Genomic DNA, 17,540 nt, shown 5'->3' on the forward strand with positions numbered 1-17,540 from the left:
TCATTATGGGGAATTAAAAAACCCAAAGAAGTGCGAGTTGCACCTATTTAGTGCATTAAATAGGCATATTTATGGTTTATCATCATTTTTACATACACCTAAGGGAGAACCCATGAAGAAATTCCTCATTGCTTTGGCTGCTTTATCCGCTTTTTCAGGCCTTGCTCAAGCACAAGAAACTATCAAAGTATTAAGCACTCAAGAACTCGCTAATGTTTGCAAGCTCCCTGCAAGCCCAGAATCACGCAGCTTTTGTATTGGCTTTACCACCTCTGTTTATGAGACTTATTTAGCCACTCGTCATCCACAACGTGCAAAGCCATTTATCTGCGTAAAGCAACCAGCTCCAGCACGTGATGAAGTAATCGCTGACTTTGTTAAGTTTGCACAAAGTACTCCACAAGTTGCTGACAAACCAGCGGCGGGTGTTTTCTTAGGCTTCTTAGCTTCACGCTTCCCTTGCGCTAGAAAATAATTCCAGCGACTTAGCCAAACTAATACACTTTTAAAGGATCAGTTGAGATGAAAAAAATTATCGCAATTACCGCAGCAACTTTAGCAATCGGTGGTTGCTCAAATATGAGCAACACTGAGCAACGTACACTCTCAGGCGCTGGCATTGGCGCAGCAGCTGGTGCCGTTGGCACTGCAATCTTCCACGGCAACCCTATCTGGGGTGCAGTTGGTGGCGCAGCAGTTGGCGCGGCTTCTGGCTATGTATACGATGCTTACAAGAAAGATCAAGCAGCTGAATACAACTCTGGCTATAACGCTGGGAAAAATAATCAGCCTGCTAAGGCACCGAATTAAGTCATTCAGTTCCGCTTGAACCCAGGCCGATTAAGGCCTGAGTAAGAAATACAACCCAGCTCGTATTAATTTACCAGCTGGGTTTTTATTTGGATCTGCCCAGCAAGTGCTTTATGAATTGGGCACTTATCTGCAATCTCCAACAAGCGCTCTTTTTCTTCTGAGCTTAAATTTCCTAGTAATTGAATCTCGCGTGAAAATGTCTCAACCTCATTTACTCGCTCGATATCTACAGTCACAATAGCATTTTCTAAATTCATTGCCTTGCGACCAGAATACATTTTCAAAGTCATTGATGTGCAAGCGGCTAAGGCTGCACCAAGATATTCATGAGGACTAGGTCCGGTCCCCTCACCACCTTTAGAGGTTTCTGCATCCGATAAAAAATGTAGATCCCCAGCAGTCAATTTCTGCTGAAGTGGACCATCGCCAAACTGTGACACGACTTTTCTCATAAAGATCCTAAATAAATAATTAATACCTGAGCACGATTAAAGATGACTTTAACCGGAATGGGGTTTGCTTGCTTTTTCCACTGTCGGTAATTGCGCCTTCTTCCAGGCACTAAAACCGCCCTCCAAATGACAAATATTTGGAACGCCCATTCTCTGAAGCGTTTGAGTTGATAGAGCGGAGCGCCAGGCGGAGGCGCAATACAAAATAATCCGCCTTCCTTCGCCGAAAATTGACTTGTAATAAGGACTTTCGGGATCAACCCAGAATTCCAACATGCCTCTGGGAGCATGAAAAGCATTGGGAATCATGCCCTCTCGCTCTAATTCACGAACATCACGAATATCTACAAACACCACATTGGGGTCTGTTAATAATTGCTGCGCTTTTTCCATTGGCAGAGTCTCGATTTCAGCCATTGCACTCTGAATGAGCTCTTGATATCCAATCTTTAATTTCACCAAAATCTCCCAAATTAACAATGCCTCATTTTTATCAACTACCTGCTACCATTCTGCTATGAACTTTACCCCTATTGAACTTGGTGCAAGCGTTATTTTTGCAACTGCAGTTTTGCATACTTTTTGTACTGGTTATTTTGAATCCATTGCAAAGAAATCACCGCGGCATGCTGGGCTTTGGCACCTTCTTGGGGAAGTGGAAATCGTTTTTGGCTTTTGGGCTGCTATCTTGGTTATTTTTATCTCTCTACAGAGTGACTTAAGTACCGCCAAAGACTTTCTAAATAAGCGCAACTTCACAGAGCCACTGTTTGTTTTTGCGATCATGATTGTGGCCGGTACAAAGCCAATCTTGTACTTTGCCACCAATATTCTGCATTCCCTATCTAAGATAGTTCAATTGTTATTGCGCACAAGAAGCGCTCCTGCTTTATATTTTCTTACCCTGGCAATCACTCCGCTTTTAGGTTCATTCATCACTGAGCCCGCGGCCATGACTTTGGCAGCCTTTCTACTGCGCGATTTGGTCTATCGCCATAAATGCTCTACAGCCCTGCTTTTTGGAACGCTTGGTGTTCTCTTTGTCAACATCTCTATTGGTGGAACACTCACCAACTTTGCCGCACCACCAGTTCTGATGGTGGCCTCTACCTGGGGGTGGAGTTCAGCATTCATGTTTGCCAACTTTGGTCTGGAATCTTGCATTGCGATTTTCATTAATGCTCTTGTAGTTACTCTTTTATTTCATCGCCAACTTATTGAGCCCGATACGGGTAAGAAAGAAGTCAAAATTCCGTTGGCCGTAATTTTGGTGCATATACTCTTTTTATTTGGGGTGGTTGTATTTGCGCATGACCCAATTATTTTTACGTGGATTCTGCTGTTTTTTATCGGCTACACCACAGCCTATCCAAAGCATCAAAGTCCGTTAATTCTGAAAGAAGCGTTGCTGGTCGGCTTCTTCCTGGGCGGCTTAGTCGTACTGGGCTCGTTACAAGGCTGGTGGTTACAACCCATCCTCGAAATGATGAGCCCTACTGCGGTGTTCTATGGCAGCCTAGTTCTCACCGCCTTTACTGATAATGCAGCACTCACCTACTTGGGTTCATTGGTGACAGGAACGTCGCCAGAATTCAAGCTTGCTTTAGTAGGAGGAGCAGTGGCAGGTGGAGGCCTAACCGTGATTGCCAATGCACCTAACCCGGCCGGGATTGCCATCTTGCGACAACACTTCCCCAATGGCGCAGTATCGGCACTCTATTTATTGGTTGCCGCCATTCCACCCACAATAGTGGCTATCTTGGCTTATCGACTCATCTAAGGCCTTGACAAGACTTAGGCAGTAAAATCTGAGCTTCGCCCCCAGCTATAAACCTGAGAACGGCATATGAAAAAGCTCTATATCAAAACCTTCGGCTGTCAAATGAACGAGTATGACTCGGGCAAGATGGCCGACCTATTGCATGCTGATGAAGGCATGGTCATGACAGATCGTCCGGAAGATGCGGATGTTGTCCTTCTCAATACTTGTTCTATTCGAGAAAAAGCTGAAGACAAAGTATTTTCAGATTTAGGTCGATTACGCGAACTCAAGAAAACAAAACCCAACCTACTCATCGGTGTTGGTGGTTGTGTAGCAAGCCAAGAAGGCCAGCAAATTGTCAGTCGCGCTCCTTATGTAGATGTGGTATTCGGCCCCCAAACATTACATCGCCTATCTGACCTTATTGCAGAACGACGTAAAACAGGCATCTCTCAAGTAGACATTTCATTTCCTGAGATTGAAAAGTTTGATCACCTCCCAGCATCACGACAAACTCGTGGCTCAGCTTATGTATCGATCATGGAGGGCTGCTCCAAATACTGTAGCTACTGCGTTGTGCCCTATACACGCGGCGAAGAAGTTTCTAGGCCTTTTGATGATGTGCTCACCGAAGTAGCGGGTCTTGCCAGCAAGGGTGTAAAAGAAATTGTGTTGCTTGGTCAAAACGTGAATGCCTATTTGGGCAAGATGGGTGATACCGAAGAAATTGCCGACTTCGCCCTTCTTATTGAATATATTGCTGAAATTCCCGGGGTCGAACGAATTCGATTTACCACTAGTCACCCGAAAGAATTTACCCAACGTCTCATAGATGTCTATGCAAAGGTACCTAAGCTAGTAAGTCACCTACACCTACCGGTTCAGCATGGATCAGATGCCATGTTGTCAGCAATGAAACGTGGCTACACAGCATTAGAGTTCAAAAGCATCATTCGCAAAATGCGCGCAGTTCGTCCTGACCTCACGCTATCGAGCGACTTCATTGTGGGCTTCCCAGGTGAAACAGAAGCGGATTTTGAGAAGCTGCTAAAGATGGTTAAAGAGTTAAATTTTGACAACAGCTTTTGCTTTATCTTTAGTCCACGCCCAGGCACACCAGCTGCCAACTTGCACGATGAAACACCTTATGAAGTCAAACTGAAGCGTCTTCAAACATTGCTAGCTCTTGTTGAGGGTCAGGCAAATCAGATTAGCCAAAAAATGTTGGGTAATACCGAAAGAGTACTGATCGAGGGCCTTGCTAAGGATGGCATTAACTTACAGGGACGCGCCGAAAATAATCGCGTCATACATTTCACGGCACCAGGTCAAGATATTGAGAGCCTCATTGGACAGATCGTAGATATACGCATCACTGAAGTTCTTAACTACACCCTCAGGGGTGAATTGGTAGAAGTAAATGTCAGCTAAGAAAAAAGTCAATCCACCTAAACTGAATATTGACTTGCAATACGCTAGTCCTGCGATTGAATCTACTCTAAGAAAAATCGCTTCACCCGCTTTAATAAAAAAATGGGTCAAGAGTGCAACACCTCTTGGTGGCCTTATGACACTACGCTTTGTAAATGCTACTGAAGGCAAAAAATTAAACCGAGCTTTTCGCGAAAAAGATTACGCCACCAATGTACTTACGTTTCCTTACGAGCTTTCAAAAGAGGAATTGATAGCAGACATCATTTTCTGCCTACCTATCTTACAAAAAGAAGCAAAAGAGCAAGATAAATTACTGAAAGCCCATTTGGCACATTTAATTTTGCATGGCTGTCTTCATGCCCAAGGCTATGACCACGAATCTGGCAAAGATGCCAAGAAAATGGAAACACTGGAAATCCAGATTCTCCAAAAAATGGGTTTTGCCAACCCTTATCAGTGATTTGACTGATTTCTACGCTATTCTTGCTATATGCCTGACCCCAATAAATCCCTTTTAGACCGTTTAGCTGATTTTTTAACCCCTCAGCCAACGGAACCTAGCGAACGCCGTCAAGAGCTGATTGAAACCCTGCGCGAAGCACAAGCCGAAGGCTTAATAGATGCAGATGCACTCTCAATGATTGAGGGCGTCTTTCAAGTTGGTCAGTTATGCGCACGCGACATTCTTGTACCTCGCGCCCAGATTGATTGGATTGATATTGGTCAGGCACTTCCCGAAATTATCAAGAATGTGATCGAAGCAGCGCACTCACGCTTTCCAGTGTTTGAAGGCAGCCGAGATAATGTCATCGGCATTTTGCTAGCCAAAGATTTATTGCGTCACGCCACAGAAAAAGATTTTCAAGTGCGAGACTGGTTGCGTCCCGCTGTCTTTATTCCAGAATCAAAACGTCTTAGCGTTTTATTGCGCGACTTTAAAGATAATCGCAATCACCTAGCGATTGTGGTTGATGAATATAGTGGCGTAGCAGGAATTATTACGATCGAGGACGTCCTTGAGCAAATCGTTGGCGATATTGAAGATGAGCATGATGTTGATGAAGAGGCAGACAACCTCATTGCTCTAGATAACGGCGACATCCGTGTCAAAGGCATCACAGAGCTTGAGCAATTTAATAAAGCACTAGGCACCCACTTCGAGCTTGAAGGTATCGAGACAGTAGCTGGCTTAGTTATTCAACATCTTGGCCGCGTACCTAAGATGGGCGAACTCATTGAAATCGATAATATTGAATTTGAAGTTCAACGCGCCGACCCAAGACAAATTCATATCCTGCTTGCGCGACAAACCAATAAAAAATCTGACTGAGATTTACTTTGTTTGATCGGCACCCCTATCAGCAGCACATGAGCGTCAAAATAATGTCAGTGTTTATCTTACTGTTATTGGGGGCAGCACTTGCGCTAGCTGCAGAGCTCCCTTACGGCGGCTGGATTCAGATTCCTCTTTTAAGTATTCTCTGGTGGCGTTTTGATTCCCACCCTTCACCCTCAGTCAAAAAACAATTTGCTTTAGGACTCACATTTGGCATTGGCTATTTTGTCCTAGCTCTATGGTGGCTCTACATTAGCTTGCATGACGTTGGTGGCATGAATGCGCTACTTGCTTGTATAGGAGTATTTTTACTCTCAGCTTACGTTGCCATCTACTTTTCGCTAGCCACGTTGGCAATACCTTTATTTAAAAAGAATCGGATAACCGGCTTATTTCTGGCGTCAAGTTGGGTTGTTGCAGAATTTTTGCGCGGCTACATGTTTACAGGATTTCCTTGGATGGGTTTTGCTGAAACCCAATTTACTGGGCCATTCGCCCTCATCGCGCCCTTCTTTGGTGGATTGACTTGCACCTTCCTAGTGGTCTGGGCTTCCTGGGAACTTTATCAAGCTTGCAAACACCCCGCTTCCAGCGTGTTCCTGATTGTGGCAGCTATTGGCCTGACTCAATTTGCTGGCCTATTTACTTTTACAAAGCCCATTGGAGAACCTATTAGCGTTCGACTCATTCAGGGCAACTTTGAACAAAGTCTGAAATTTAATCCTCAAGCGATTGGGAAACAGATTGATTTTTATGCTGGTGAAATTACTAAGCAAGCAGCTAATCTCATCATCATTCCCGAGACCGCATTCCCATGGCCTATTCCAAATTTACCGATCGGCCTGCTGAATTACCTGCAAGATTTCTCTAACAGCAGCAACAGTAATATTCTTCTTGGCTTGATTGGTGAAGTACCAGGAGAGGACGGCCTACAGTATTCCAATCGCGCCACTGGACTCTCGCCAAACGCAACGGCATATCAATACGATAAAGCGCACCTTGTTCCTTTTGGAGAATTTATTCCTCCCGGATTCCAATGGTTCGTCAAAGCATTTCACGTACCAATGAGCGACTTTGCTAGAGGAAAGTTAGATCAATCCCCTTTTGCGATTGTTCGCAAAGATCAAATAGATATTCATGCGGCTATTACGATTTGCTACGAAGATGTGTTTGGTGGTGAGTTAGCCTCTCGGATTCAGCACAGCGACAAGCCAGTTAATTTACTGATTAACATGACCAATCTTGCTTGGTTTGGCGAATCTCAGGCATCTACTCAGCAACTCAGACTCTCACAGCTACGCTCTTTAGAAACTGGGCTGCCGTCCCTGCGCGCTACTAACACTGGCATTACAGCCGTCTTAGGACCTGACGGCAAAGTTTTACAGGCGCTCCCAGAATTTACCCAAGGAACCCTAAGCACCCAAGTCCAGGCTTATTCTGGAAAAACACCTTATGTCATTTGGGGCAATTTACCGATTTTGAGTGTTTCTTGCCTGCTACTGCTCTGGGGCTTCGTTCGCCATAGACGTTTTTAGGCATTTTTTAACTCTTGAGTGCCCTAGCCATGTAAAATCAATGGCTTAGCCAGGTTAATCATGCTTACTTTTCAGCAAATCATTCTCAAACTTCAAGATTATTGGGACCAACAAGGTTGTGCCCTATTGCAACCCATCGACCTCGAGGTAGGCGCTGGTACATCTCATACCGCCACCTTCTTACGCGCTATTGGTCCAGAGCCTTGGAAGGCTGCCTACGTTCAGCCATCGCGCAGACCTAAAGACGGTCGTTATGGCGAGAATCCAAATCGCTTGCAGCACTACTATCAATACCAAGTAGTACTTAAACCAGCTCCAGAAAATATTCTCGATCTTTATCTAGGATCTCTTGCCGCACTCGGCTTAGACCTGAAGGAAAATGATGTTCGCTTTGTGGAAGACGACTGGGAAAACCCAACGTTAGGCGCCTGGGGTCTTGGCTGGGAAGTTTGGCTTAATGGGATGGAAGTGACACAGTTCACCTACTTCCAACAAGTTGGCGGCTTAGATTGCAAGCCCGTCCTTGGCGAAATTACTTATGGCATCGAGCGTTTGGCAATGTATATCCAAAACTGCTCTAACGTATATGACTTAGTTTGGGCGGATGGCATCTCTTACGGTGACGTGTATCACCAAAATGAAGTGGAACAATCTTGCTATAACTTTGAACACTCCAATACCGATTTACTCTTTGCTAACTTCACAAACTATGAAAGTGAAGCAAAGCGTTTAATGGAAGTTCCGCTAGCGCTACCTGCTTACGAAATGGTTTTAAAAGCAGCACATACATTTAACTTGCTGGATGCTCGTGGCGCCATCTCTGTGACAGAGCGCGCGGCCTATATCGGACGCATTCGCAATCTTTCACGCGCTGTAGCTCAGGCCTACTTTGAGTCTAGAGAAAAACTGGGCTTCCCAATGTGTCAACGCCAAGCTAAAGCGCAGGCTTAAGCACAACGAGATTTCTGCATTCTATCTATGAGCACATCCAATTCAAATCCTCAATCAGCCACTTTATTGATTGAGGTATTTACAGAAGAATTACCTCCAAAGTCATTGCGTCGTCTAGGTGACGCCTTTAGCGAAGGTATCTTCACAGCACTCAAGTCTGCTGGCCTTGCAACAGAAGGCTCAAAAGTTACTGACTTTGCAACACCCCGTCGCTTAGCGGTTCAAATTACAGATGTTTTAGATCAAGCGCCGGACTATCCCGTACGTGAAAAATTACTACCGACGAGCATTGCATTCGATGCCGAAGGTAAAGCAACTCCACCCCTACTTAAAAAATTAGGTGCCCTTGGATATGCGGATGTTGATCTCGCCACTTTAGAAAAAGCGGGTGAAGGTAAAAATGAAGCGCTTTACCTTAATGTCATTGCCAAAGGCGCTGCGCTTGAGCAAACCGCTCAAACTGCCCTTGAGCAAACATTAAATAAGCTACCGATTGCCAAAATGATGCACTACCAAGTGCTGCAGAAAAATGGTCAATTAGCTGATGTGCAATTTGCTCGTCCTGCCCATCGCATCATTGCACTCCATGGCAGCACTGTTCTGAATATCAGCGCTTTAGGCATTGATGCTGCCAATCAAACCGAAGGGCATCGCTTCTTGGCTCCTGGCAATGTAACGGTTTCTAACGCAGATCAATACGAAATAGATTTGCAATCCAAGGCAAAGATTATTCCTAGCTTTAACCAACGTCGCGCACAAATTGAGGCCGCCCTTTTAAAAGCAGCTGGCGATGATTTGGTTTTAATGCCGGATAGCCTTTTGGATGAAGTAACTGCCCTCGTCGAATGGCCAGCTATCTATGAGTGCCACTTCGATCAAGAGTTTTTGGAAGTTCCACAAGAATGCTTGATTTTGACAATGCAAACCAATCAAAAGTACTTTGCATTAACCGACAAGCAAGGCAAGTTACGCAATCGCTTCCTCATTGTTTCCAATATTGAAACGAATAAGCCTAATGCCATCATTTCTGGTAACGAACGCGTTGTGCGTCCTCGTTTATCAGATGCGCGCTTCTTCTTTCAGCAAGATCAAAAACGCCCGCTAGCTTCACGTGTAGTTGATCTTGGCAAAGTGGTTTATCACAATCAATTAGGCAACCAGTTAGACCGCACCAAACGCGTTCAAGGCCTTGCTGTAGGCATCGCCAAAAAACTGAATGCCGATGAAAAACTTGCTTCACGTGCTGCTGAAATTGCTAAAACAGACTTATTGACCGATATGGTTGGCGAGTTTCCAGAGCTTCAAGGCATCATGGGTCGCTACTACGCCAATCATGATGGTGAGAATGTTGATGTTGCTAGTGCCTGCAGCGAACACTATATGCCGCGCTTTGCCGGTGACACACTCCCACAGACCCAAACTGGAACTATTTTGGCCATTGCCGACAAACTAGAAACGCTAGTTGGCATTTGGGGTGTAGGCCTTGCTCCAACGGGTGATAAAGACCCATATGCATTGCGCCGTCATGCTCTTGGTATTTGCCGTTTGCTCTTAGAAAAAAATCTTTCGCTCAATTTGCCTGAACTCATTGAATTGGCTCGTGCGCAGTTTCCACAGGCTGATGTGCAAGAAAAAGCAAAGGCTGCCGATATCTACGCTTTCATCATCGATCGCTTGCGCGCCTATCTGCGTGATCAGTCTGTTGCTGGCAAAGCGTTTACTAGTGCAGAAATTGATGCTGTTTTAAGTCAAGATCCTGCTCAAATTAACGATCTGATCGAGCGCTTAACTGCATTACGTGAATTTAATGCCCTTACAGAAGCTGCTCAACTTGCAGCCGCCAATAAGCGTATTAGCAATATCCTCAAGAAAACAACCACTGCTATCCCTGCGACTTGCTCAGCAAAATTATTGCAAATTCCAGCAGAAGCTTCATTACATCAAGCATTGGAAGCGGTTACACCCGCAATCAATGCGGCTTATGAAAATCGTCAATTTGTAGAGCTATTGAGATCTCTTGTAGCTTTAAGCGGTCCAATTGATCAATTCTTTGCTGATGTGATGGTCATGGACCCGAATCCCGAGCTGCGCGATAACCGTTTGGCCCTTCTGCAACAACTTCACCAGAAAATGAATCTCGTTGCCGATCTCGGCAAGTTAGCATGAGCAACAGCTCTTCTAAACTTATTATTCTCGATCGCGATGGCGTGATCAATGAAGACCGCGATGATTACGTGAAGTCAGTTGATGAGTGGATACCACTCCCGGGAAGCCTTGAGGCAATTGCCCTACTTAATCAAGCGGGCTACCAAATTGCAATAGCAACAAATCAATCAGGTCTCTCCAGAGGCTATTTCACTATTAATGATTTGCATGCCATGCATAGCAAGATGGAAGGCTTACTTAAGCCGTTAGGTGGTCGTATCGACAGCATCTTCTTTTGCCCCCATCAAGATGCGCATCAATGCGATTGCCGTAAGCCTGCGCCTGGCCTGATGAAAGAAATTGCTTTGCGCTATAAAAAAACTGGCAGCATCAAGCCACTTACCGGCACCCCTATTGTGGGCGACTCTTTGCGTGATCTTCAAGCTGGAGTTGCTTTAGGAGCAACGCCCCACTTGGTTCTCACCGGCAAGGGAGAAAAAACGCTTGCCAAAGGCAACCTACCAGATGGCACCCAAATACATGCCGATCTACTAGCATTTGCTAATGCACTTTTAGAAAATAAGGTTTAGACACAGCATGAAATTAATTCGCTCAACCCTATTCGCCCTATTTTTGTTAATTTTCACACCAATCTGGTCGGTACTTTGTATGCTGACTTTTCCATTTCTGAGCCCTGAAAACCGTTATAACTTTATTGGACTCTGGAACAAAGTAGTGATTGCTTTGTTAAAACCCCTCTGCGGCATCCATTACGAAATCCGTGGCATGGAAAATATGCAAGCGGTGCTTAACGAGCGCGTCATCATCCTTAGCAAGCACCAGTCCGCTTATGAAACGATTGCTTATATCGCCTTGCTACCAAAACAACTTTGCTTTGTGTTTAAGCGTGAGCTGCTCTGGATTCCTTTTTTTGGTTGGGCATTAGCTCTATTAAAAATGATTCATATCAACCGCTCCAATAAACAAACCGCAGCATATTCAGTGGCAACTCAAGGCCGCAAGCGCTTAAGTGAAGGTAAATGGATCATGCTCTTTCCAGAGGGCACTAGAACAACTACTGGCTCAACTAAGCCTTACCGCAAGGGCGGCACACGCCTAGCCAGCGCCACTGATGCACTAGTCATCCCGATTGCACACAATGCCGGGCGCTGCTGGCCAAAGAATAGTTTTATCAAAAATCCAGGCACAGTCATTTTTTCAATAGGGCCTGCGATCAACTCAGCCAACAAGTCAGCAGAACAACTTCAGCAAGAGGTTGAAGGTTGGATTGAGTCTGAAATGCGCGTTATTGATCCAAGCGCCTACAAATAAAATAGCGTGAGCTTAAGAAGCAAGAATCTTGGCCCACTCAATATAGCGACTTACTGAAATATCTTGCGCTCTTGCTTTGAGCTCAATTTCAGTCAGATTTAGCCTGTCACCAAACGCCTGTAGATTGGTTCGAAGCATTTTTCTTCTTTGGGAAAAGGCTGCAGCAACTACTTTTTCTAAAGCGGCCCACTGACTATTACTCAAGGTGAAATCCCTCCTAGGAATCATTCGCACTACGGCTGAATTCACCTTGGGTTGTGGATCAAAAGCTTCGGGCGGAACCTCCAATACTAGTTCCATATCGTAACGAGCTTGCAGCATGACGGAAAGACGACTGAAGTCCGAACCTCCTTCCTTGGCAACCATTCGCTCAACAACCTCAGCTTGCAACATAAATACTTGCTCATCGATTGAATCCGCAGCAGAAACTAAATGAAATAGCAGCGGTGAAGAAATGTTGTAAGGTAGATTGCCGACCACCTTACATAAGCCCTGCTTACCAGAGCGACTCTGCGCCCATGTTAAGAAATCAAACTTAAGGGCATCCCCCTCGATCACCGTTAAGCCTTGAAGATTTTTCTCGTTCCAGAAAGCTACTAAATCACGATCAATCTCTAAAAGATCTAAATGATCAAGATTCTCCAATAAAGGCAGTGTTAGCGCTCCAAGACCAGGGCCAATCTCAATCACATGCATGTCAGCACTGGGATTGATTAACGCAACAATGGAATAAATAATTCCGTTGTCCTGCAAAAAGTTTTGACCAAATCGTTTACGTGCACGATGCATGTATTAGTGTTGCTTTCTTTGATTTACGGCCAATTGATAAGCTAAACGTAAAGCTTCAAGCATGCTGCCAGAATCGGCAATACCCTTACCAGCAATATCTAAAGCGGTTCCGTGATCGGCTGAGGTGCGGATAATTGGCAATCCCAGGGTTACATTTACACCATTGCCAAAAGTGACAAACTTGAAAGGTGCCAAACCTTGATCGTGATACATCGCAATAAAGGCATCTACCTGAGCAATGGACTCAGGATCAAACATCGTGTCCCCTGGATAGGGACCAGACACCTGAATACCCATTTCCTTTGCTGCCTGAATCGCAGGTGCAATGATCTCAATTTCTTCGCGCCCCAAGTAGCCAGACTCTCCAGCATGAGGATTTAAACCAGCTATACGAATAACCGGCTTTGCTATGCCAAATTTTTTCTGCAAATCTTGATTAACAATTTGAATTGTTTCTAATATCAAGTCATAAGTGAGAGCCTGTGGCACATCTTTCAATGGCAAATGGGTGGTCACCAAAGCCACTCGTAGATCTCTAGAGGATTTAAGCCCCAAAAATCCAACTGGTAACGGTGCGCACAACATCATGACCACATGAGAAGCATTACATCGCTGCGCAAGATATTCGGTATGCCCCGTAAAAGGAGTACCGGCAACATTAATAATACTTTTTTGAAGTGGCGCAGTTACCATGGCATCAAAACGCCCTTGCTGACAGCCATTAATAGCTTGATCTAATAGGGTAACTACATAAGGGGCATTTTGCGGATTCAAGACCCCTGAAAGAACGGGTACATCAAGCTTAATGGACTGAATCCGCAATCGATCAAGTAATGTTTGATCGATACTTTTTAGTGGGGCCAATAATTGCTCATCACCCAGCAAGGTAATAACGGCCCCATTTTGTTCGCGCAAAAAATCGAGAGAAGCTGCAAGAGAAACCTCAGGCCCAATGCCGGCCGGCTCGCCAGTGCTTACAACGAGATTAACGAGAGGGGCTGCTTGCTTCATCATCCACGTTCAAAATTTTGACAGTGGCGTTATCACGCAATTCGCGCATCCACTCTTGATAGGCTTGATCAAATTTTCTTTCACGGATAGCAGCGCGCGCAAATTGACGTTGTTTCTCTACGGTCAGCTGACCTTCGCGACGATCTATCACCTGAATCAAGTGCCAACCGAATTCAGATTTAACTGGATTACTGACTTCACCAATTTGCAAACGATTCATAGCCTGTTCAAACTCTGGAACCAAGTCCCCAGGGCTCATCCAGCCTAAGTCACCGCCATTTGGCGCTGAACCATCTTCAGAGTATTTTTTAGCAAGCTCAGCAAAATCTGCCGTCTTGGCGCGCACCTGATCGCGATACCCCTGCAAACGTCTCTCAGCATCTTGATCACTTAGGCCAGGACGATTACGCAACAAAATATGACGTGATAGGGTTTGTGTAATGGGGATATTTTGTGGAGTAGTGGTGCTGGTATCCTGTGCAGCCGCCTGCTGAGGAGGTGCGCTAGCTCCAGCTGCTCGACGATCCAAAACCTTGAGGACATGGTAGCCGGCAGGACTTTTTACAACCGCATTTGCCACTTGTCCACCACCAGTATTTCGAATAGCTTCATAAAATAATTGCGGTAAGCGATCAGGAGTGCGGTAACCCAAGTCCTGAAACTTAATCTTGGGATTTTCTTTTGCCGCCATAGCACCCAATTGCAAGAAATCAACATCGCCGCGCGCATCCCGCAACAGAGCATCCGCCTTCTTTTTGGCGTCAGCCTGAGCTCCAGCCCCAGCACCAGCATCTACGGGAATAAAGATTTGGGCGACATCAATTTCTTCTGGCTCGCCCTTGGCGACCGGCGCCGATCTTGGCGCGCCACCCGAGGTCATTGCCCGGGTACGCTCGGTAATAAAGTTATCAATTTCAGCGTCAGATATTTTGAGCTTGGTTTCCACCTCACGCTCTCGATATCGAGAAATCATGACATCATCACGCAATAATTGTTTATAGCGCTCGAAAGTGGAACCAGAAGCAATGACTTTTGCTTTAAATTCCGCAACAGTTAATTTATTTTTTGCCGCTATGTCGCCAATGATCTTATCAAGCTCTTTATTGCTAACGGCGATACCTTCTTGCTCTGCATTTTGTAGTTGAATTTTTTCTAATATTAGGCGATCTAGAATCACTTTTCGTGCTGATCCATCCTCAGGCAACTTCACACCCTGTTTTTTGAGAGCCACAATTCGATCATCAATTTCTTTGCGCGTCACAAAACCAGTATTGACAACTGCGGCTACGCCATCAATATTCCGAATCTTGCTTTCAGAGGCTGCATTCGTTTTCGCTGCATCTTGCGCAAATATAGAAGTTGCGCACAGACCTATTGCCATAATGAAGGCAAGGGCACTAATTTTTCTAATACGGTTCATACAAAGCGTCATTGATAGTTCTCGTATGTTGAGGGTGGTATAGGCTTAGAGGTAGGCATATATCCAGGTACATTCAGCTTCATGATATCAACTGGATTGCTGCCAGCGCTACCAAAGCCCCTAAATTCAACCTGAAAGAGCACTTGGGTGGTGGTTATTTGGGATGTATTTAAGACCTGTGAGTAAGCGCCACGGAAAGTCCAACAATCTCTGCTCCACTCCAGTGCCACCAGGCTATTTAAGGTTTTCGTGGTTAAAGCGTCATATCCCCAGCGACCCAAAACAGATACTTCCCTGGTGATGGGCCATTGACCAGAAATATTGTATTGATCAGTTGTCGTTGAGGCGGGTACAAAAGCCTGGTTGTTTTGAAGAGATGCCTGCACTGGCGGAGACCACACATTCCGGTAACCGAAATTCAAACTTCTGCCCTGCGTAGGTCTCCAACTTCCACCCACAGTACTTTGTACAAAACGGTTCAACTGAGTGTTGTATTGACCAAATACATCAGCACTAAAATTACCAAGTAGGCGAACAGAGCCCGAGCCTAAAGTATCTGAATAGGTAGTAGGGTTAGTAATATTGCCATTCAAGCCAACTTTCTGGCCAGCAAACTGCTGCTTTTGGGCGAGCGTTACATTGGCACGCTCTGCTCCAGTATTGGCCTCAATCATTCGACTAGTTAAACCAAGAGTTGCTGCATTGCTATTAGCTATACGATCGTTACCAACGAAAGTATTTTCACTAAAAATTTGGGAAACTCCAAAGCCGGCATCTGCGGTATCGAAGATCGGAGTTTGTGCTTGATTTTGATAGGGCGTATAAACATAAAAAGCTCTTGGCTCCATCGTTAGCAACATATCTCGACCATAAAAGCCTTTTAATTCTGCAGCCTCTCTTTCGAAAGCCAAACCAGAATCCAAACTAAATGTTGGAATAGTGAAACCCTGAACTACGGGTGCACCAGTCGAAATAAATGGAGTGGCGTTATAGGTGTTAGATTGAAAGCTAACTTTTGGAGTGACGTAATAACCTGGCGTCACTTGTGGCAAAGCCATAGCACCCTTAATCACTGTTCGATCAGCTTGGCTATAAACTCCAGGCGCAGTAGCTACCAAGTTACTACCTATGTTGTAAGAGAACCTAGTGAAGTCAGCTGAAAATGTAGTCGCTGGGCCTGTTGGCAAGGTAACGTATTTTCCGCTGGTATCTGCCACTGCAGGAGTCAAACGATTGTTATATGCCGCACTAATATTAGGTAGCACGTTATAAGGCGCTTGAACCACGGAGGTAGGATCAGGCTGCAAGGTTTGAAAGGTTAATGCTCGCGCAGAGACATTCCAGTTGCTCAAGCTTCCAGTCAGACCTTTTGTAGTTCCAACCTCTTGGCGAAACTGACTAGTCACCGCACCAGCAATACTTTGTGAAAAGTCCGTTGGATAAAGGTTATCGGATACACGAGACATATTGGCATAGCCAGTCCAAGATCCAGGCAAAGGCACTCCGCCTGGAGCAACACCGCCACTAAACACCTGCCGCTGTTGCCAGTCATAACGCCAACGATCTGTGCCGGTTTTATTATCATGCGCCAAATAATCGCCAACTAAGGTGCCGCTGTACTTGGTATCTAGAAAACGGTAGTTTGCGCCTATCTGTAGACCACGCTCACTCATATAGCGCGGCAAAATTAACAAATCTCTATTGGGGGCAATATTGACGTAGTAAGGCTGCGTAACATCAAAGCCGTTATTTGAGTTGTAGCCCGCAACGGGAGCCAAAATACCAGTACGTCGCTGACCAGAGGTGGGTGCAGTGAAGTAAGGTATGTATGCGATAGGTACATCGAAGAAGCGCATCACACCATGTGTGCCGACCATTTCCTTCTGTTCATTATCAATTTCTAATGTACTGGCCGAAAAATACCAATCCATGTTTTGCGGGGTACATGTCGTATAAGTTGCTTTATCGAAAACAAAAATATCGGTGTTTTCAATCGTCAGTTTTTTTGCGGAGCCGTTACCACGCGTATCGCGAAGTTCATATGTAGGCGAATCCATCTCGCCCTCACGCGCATCCACTTTAAATTGAGCAGTAGGTCCTTTAAAAGTAGTGTTTCCTTTTGTTAGCTCAGCATTCCCTACTAAATCTGCAATATCGGTATCTGGGTCATAAATAATTTCATCAGCCTTAATCACACCACCATTGCGACGAATTTGTGCGCGTCCCTTCAGTTTCATCTTGCGGTCAACCACGCCTTCGATAACGTCGCTTGATGTAAAAGTTAGCGCCTTACTGTCGTCCAAAGGAAGCCCGGTCCGCAGTTGATCATCCAACTTTAAGACGGTGACATTACCTCGATCAGGCAGCAAAACTGTATTAGCCCCAGACTGCGAATTTGGAGGCAGAGGAGCGGGTGCCTGAGCATATCCCTGGTGAGCAAATTGCAGCAATATCACCCCCGTCATTACGCGCAGGGTTACATGCAAAAAAAGAGGGGCGCAAAGGCCGGCGCGACGGCGATAATGACTCATAGATCCAGACCCGCCTTATTATACGAATC

17 protein-coding genes are annotated in these 17,540 nt (G+C 45.3%); 11 read left to right on the forward strand and 6 right to left on the reverse strand.

Annotated elements, in window-relative coordinates:
- The first annotated feature begins 112 nt into the window (after positions 1 to 112).
- Positions 113 to 475 (forward strand): Rap1a/Tai family immunity protein, encoded by a 363-nt coding sequence (locus ICN19_RS07180; protein WP_216246577.1) that lies wholly within the window; start codon positions 113 to 115, stop codon positions 473 to 475.
- Between the two features lie 47 nt (positions 476 to 522).
- A complete protein-coding gene (locus ICN19_RS07185) occupies positions 523 to 810 on the forward strand; it encodes a glycine zipper domain-containing protein (protein WP_216246578.1) in 288 nt (95 codons plus the stop codon).
- Positions 811 to 875: 65 nt separating this feature from the next.
- On the opposite strand, the gene ICN19_RS07190 is transcribed toward ICN19_RS07185, so the two are convergent.
- Both ICN19_RS07190 and ICN19_RS07195 read right to left on the reverse strand, forming a co-directional pair.
- Positions 876 to 1,265: an OsmC family protein gene (locus tag ICN19_RS07190; protein WP_216246579.1), complete on the reverse strand. Its 390-nt coding sequence runs from the start codon at positions 1,263 to 1,265 to the stop codon at positions 876 to 878.
- 48 nt (positions 1,266 to 1,313) lie between these two features.
- Positions 1,314 to 1,724, reverse strand: a complete 411-nt coding sequence (locus tag ICN19_RS07195) for a rhodanese-like domain-containing protein (protein WP_216246581.1) — start codon at positions 1,722 to 1,724, stop codon at positions 1,314 to 1,316.
- A 58-nt stretch (positions 1,725 to 1,782) separates the two neighbouring features.
- Between ICN19_RS07195 and ICN19_RS07200 the strand changes: the two genes are divergently transcribed.
- The 9 genes from ICN19_RS07200 to ICN19_RS07240 all read left to right on the forward strand — a co-directional run bounded on the left by ICN19_RS07200 (position 1,783) and on the right by ICN19_RS07240 (position 11,760).
- Entirely contained in the window at positions 1,783 to 3,045 is a 1,263-nt protein-coding gene (locus ICN19_RS07200) for a putative Na+/H+ antiporter (RefSeq protein ID WP_216246583.1), read from the forward strand.
- Between the two features lie 66 nt (positions 3,046 to 3,111).
- Positions 3,112 to 4,458, forward strand: coding sequence for a tRNA (N6-isopentenyl adenosine(37)-C2)-methylthiotransferase MiaB (gene miaB, locus ICN19_RS07205; RefSeq protein WP_216246585.1), 1,347 nt, complete (start codon positions 3,112 to 3,114; stop codon positions 4,456 to 4,458).
- Entirely contained in the window at positions 4,448 to 4,921 is a 474-nt protein-coding gene (gene ybeY, locus ICN19_RS07210; RefSeq protein WP_216246587.1) for an rRNA maturation RNase YbeY, read from the forward strand. The genes miaB and ybeY overlap by 11 nt, the downstream gene beginning before the upstream one ends.
- Before the next feature lie 30 nt (positions 4,922 to 4,951).
- Positions 4,952 to 5,791, forward strand: coding sequence for an HlyC/CorC family transporter (locus ICN19_RS07215; protein ID WP_216246589.1), 840 nt, complete (start codon positions 4,952 to 4,954; stop codon positions 5,789 to 5,791).
- A 38-nt stretch (positions 5,792 to 5,829) separates the two neighbouring features.
- The gene (gene lnt, locus ICN19_RS07220) at positions 5,830 to 7,332 is read left to right on the forward strand and encodes an apolipoprotein N-acyltransferase (RefSeq protein ID WP_216246591.1); all 1,503 of its coding nucleotides are present in this window, start codon (positions 5,830 to 5,832) and stop codon (positions 7,330 to 7,332) included.
- A gap of 60 nt (positions 7,333 to 7,392) precedes the next feature.
- Positions 7,393 to 8,283 (forward strand): glycine--tRNA ligase subunit alpha, encoded by an 891-nt coding sequence (glyQ, locus tag ICN19_RS07225; protein WP_068319536.1) that lies wholly within the window; start codon positions 7,393 to 7,395, stop codon positions 8,281 to 8,283.
- A 27-nt stretch (positions 8,284 to 8,310) separates the two neighbouring features.
- A complete protein-coding gene (glyS, locus tag ICN19_RS07230; RefSeq protein WP_216246593.1) occupies positions 8,311 to 10,449 on the forward strand; it encodes a glycine--tRNA ligase subunit beta in 2,139 nt (712 codons plus the stop codon).
- Positions 10,446 to 11,018, forward strand: a complete 573-nt coding sequence (gene gmhB, locus ICN19_RS07235) for a D-glycero-beta-D-manno-heptose 1,7-bisphosphate 7-phosphatase (RefSeq protein ID WP_216246596.1) — start codon at positions 10,446 to 10,448, stop codon at positions 11,016 to 11,018. The genes glyS and gmhB overlap by 4 nt, the downstream gene beginning before the upstream one ends.
- 7 nt (positions 11,019 to 11,025) lie before the next feature.
- Positions 11,026 to 11,760: a 1-acyl-sn-glycerol-3-phosphate acyltransferase gene (locus tag ICN19_RS07240; RefSeq protein WP_216246598.1), complete on the forward strand. Its 735-nt coding sequence runs from the start codon at positions 11,026 to 11,028 to the stop codon at positions 11,758 to 11,760.
- 12 nt (positions 11,761 to 11,772) lie between these two features.
- On the opposite strand, the gene rsmA is transcribed toward ICN19_RS07240, so the two are convergent.
- Genes rsmA through ICN19_RS07260 form a run of 4 tightly spaced genes read right to left on the reverse strand, consistent with a single transcriptional unit; the run spans position 11,773 to position 17,511 of the window.
- Positions 11,773 to 12,549 (reverse strand): 16S rRNA (adenine(1518)-N(6)/adenine(1519)-N(6))-dimethyltransferase RsmA, encoded by a 777-nt coding sequence (rsmA, locus tag ICN19_RS07245; RefSeq protein WP_216246601.1) that lies wholly within the window; start codon positions 12,547 to 12,549, stop codon positions 11,773 to 11,775.
- A gap of 3 nt (positions 12,550 to 12,552) precedes the next feature.
- Positions 12,553 to 13,563 carry a 4-hydroxythreonine-4-phosphate dehydrogenase PdxA gene (gene pdxA / locus ICN19_RS07250; protein ID WP_370625168.1) on the reverse strand — a complete coding sequence of 337 codons (1,011 nt, stop codon included), beginning with the start codon at positions 13,561 to 13,563 and terminating at the stop codon, positions 12,553 to 12,555.
- Positions 13,535 to 14,980, reverse strand: coding sequence for a peptidylprolyl isomerase (locus tag ICN19_RS07255; protein WP_255536962.1), 1,446 nt, complete (start codon positions 14,978 to 14,980; stop codon positions 13,535 to 13,537). Before ICN19_RS07255 ends, pdxA begins: the two co-directional genes overlap by 29 nt.
- An 8-nt stretch (positions 14,981 to 14,988) precedes the next feature.
- Positions 14,989 to 17,511 carry an LPS-assembly protein LptD gene (locus ICN19_RS07260; protein WP_216246605.1) on the reverse strand — a complete coding sequence of 841 codons (2,523 nt, stop codon included), beginning with the start codon at positions 17,509 to 17,511 and terminating at the stop codon, positions 14,989 to 14,991.
- Positions 17,512 to 17,540: the final 29 nt, after the last annotated feature.

The organism is Polynucleobacter sp. AP-Capit-er-40B-B4 (genome assembly GCF_018882245.1).
Taxonomy (GTDB): domain Bacteria; phylum Pseudomonadota; class Gammaproteobacteria; order Burkholderiales; family Burkholderiaceae; genus Polynucleobacter.

Excerpts from the sequence above, each read along its gene's own strand:
- ICN19_RS07255 (WP_255536962.1), bottom strand. The coding sequence starts at position 14,980 with ATGAACCGTATTAGAAAAATTAGTGCCCTTGCCTTCATTATGGCAATA.
- ICN19_RS07200 (WP_216246583.1), top strand. The coding sequence starts at position 1,783 with ATGAACTTTACCCCTATTGAACTTGGTGCAAGCGTTATTTTTGCAACT.
- pdxA (WP_370625168.1), bottom strand. The coding sequence starts at position 13,563 with ATGATGAAGCAAGCAGCCCCTCTCGTTAATCTCGTTGTAAGCACTGGC.
- gmhB (WP_216246596.1), top strand. The coding sequence starts at position 10,446 with ATGAGCAACAGCTCTTCTAAACTTATTATTCTCGATCGCGATGGCGTG.
- ICN19_RS07185 (WP_216246578.1), top strand. The coding sequence starts at position 523 with ATGAAAAAAATTATCGCAATTACCGCAGCAACTTTAGCAATCGGTGGT.
- rsmA (WP_216246601.1), bottom strand. The coding sequence starts at position 12,549 with ATGCATCGTGCACGTAAACGATTTGGTCAAAACTTTTTGCAGGACAAC.
- ICN19_RS07260 (WP_216246605.1), bottom strand. The coding sequence starts at position 17,511 with ATGAGTCATTATCGCCGTCGCGCCGGCCTTTGCGCCCCTCTTTTTTTG.
- ybeY (WP_216246587.1), top strand. The coding sequence starts at position 4,448 with ATGTCAGCTAAGAAAAAAGTCAATCCACCTAAACTGAATATTGACTTG.
- ICN19_RS07180 (WP_216246577.1), top strand. The coding sequence starts at position 113 with ATGAAGAAATTCCTCATTGCTTTGGCTGCTTTATCCGCTTTTTCAGGC.
- glyQ (WP_068319536.1), top strand. The coding sequence starts at position 7,393 with ATGCTTACTTTTCAGCAAATCATTCTCAAACTTCAAGATTATTGGGAC.
- ICN19_RS07190 (WP_216246579.1), bottom strand. The coding sequence starts at position 1,265 with ATGAGAAAAGTCGTGTCACAGTTTGGCGATGGTCCACTTCAGCAGAAA.
- ICN19_RS07240 (WP_216246598.1), top strand. The coding sequence starts at position 11,026 with ATGAAATTAATTCGCTCAACCCTATTCGCCCTATTTTTGTTAATTTTC.
- ICN19_RS07215 (WP_216246589.1), top strand. The coding sequence starts at position 4,952 with ATGCCTGACCCCAATAAATCCCTTTTAGACCGTTTAGCTGATTTTTTA.
- lnt (WP_216246591.1), top strand. The coding sequence starts at position 5,830 with ATGAGCGTCAAAATAATGTCAGTGTTTATCTTACTGTTATTGGGGGCA.
- glyS (WP_216246593.1), top strand. The coding sequence starts at position 8,311 with ATGAGCACATCCAATTCAAATCCTCAATCAGCCACTTTATTGATTGAG.
- miaB (WP_216246585.1), top strand. The coding sequence starts at position 3,112 with ATGAAAAAGCTCTATATCAAAACCTTCGGCTGTCAAATGAACGAGTAT.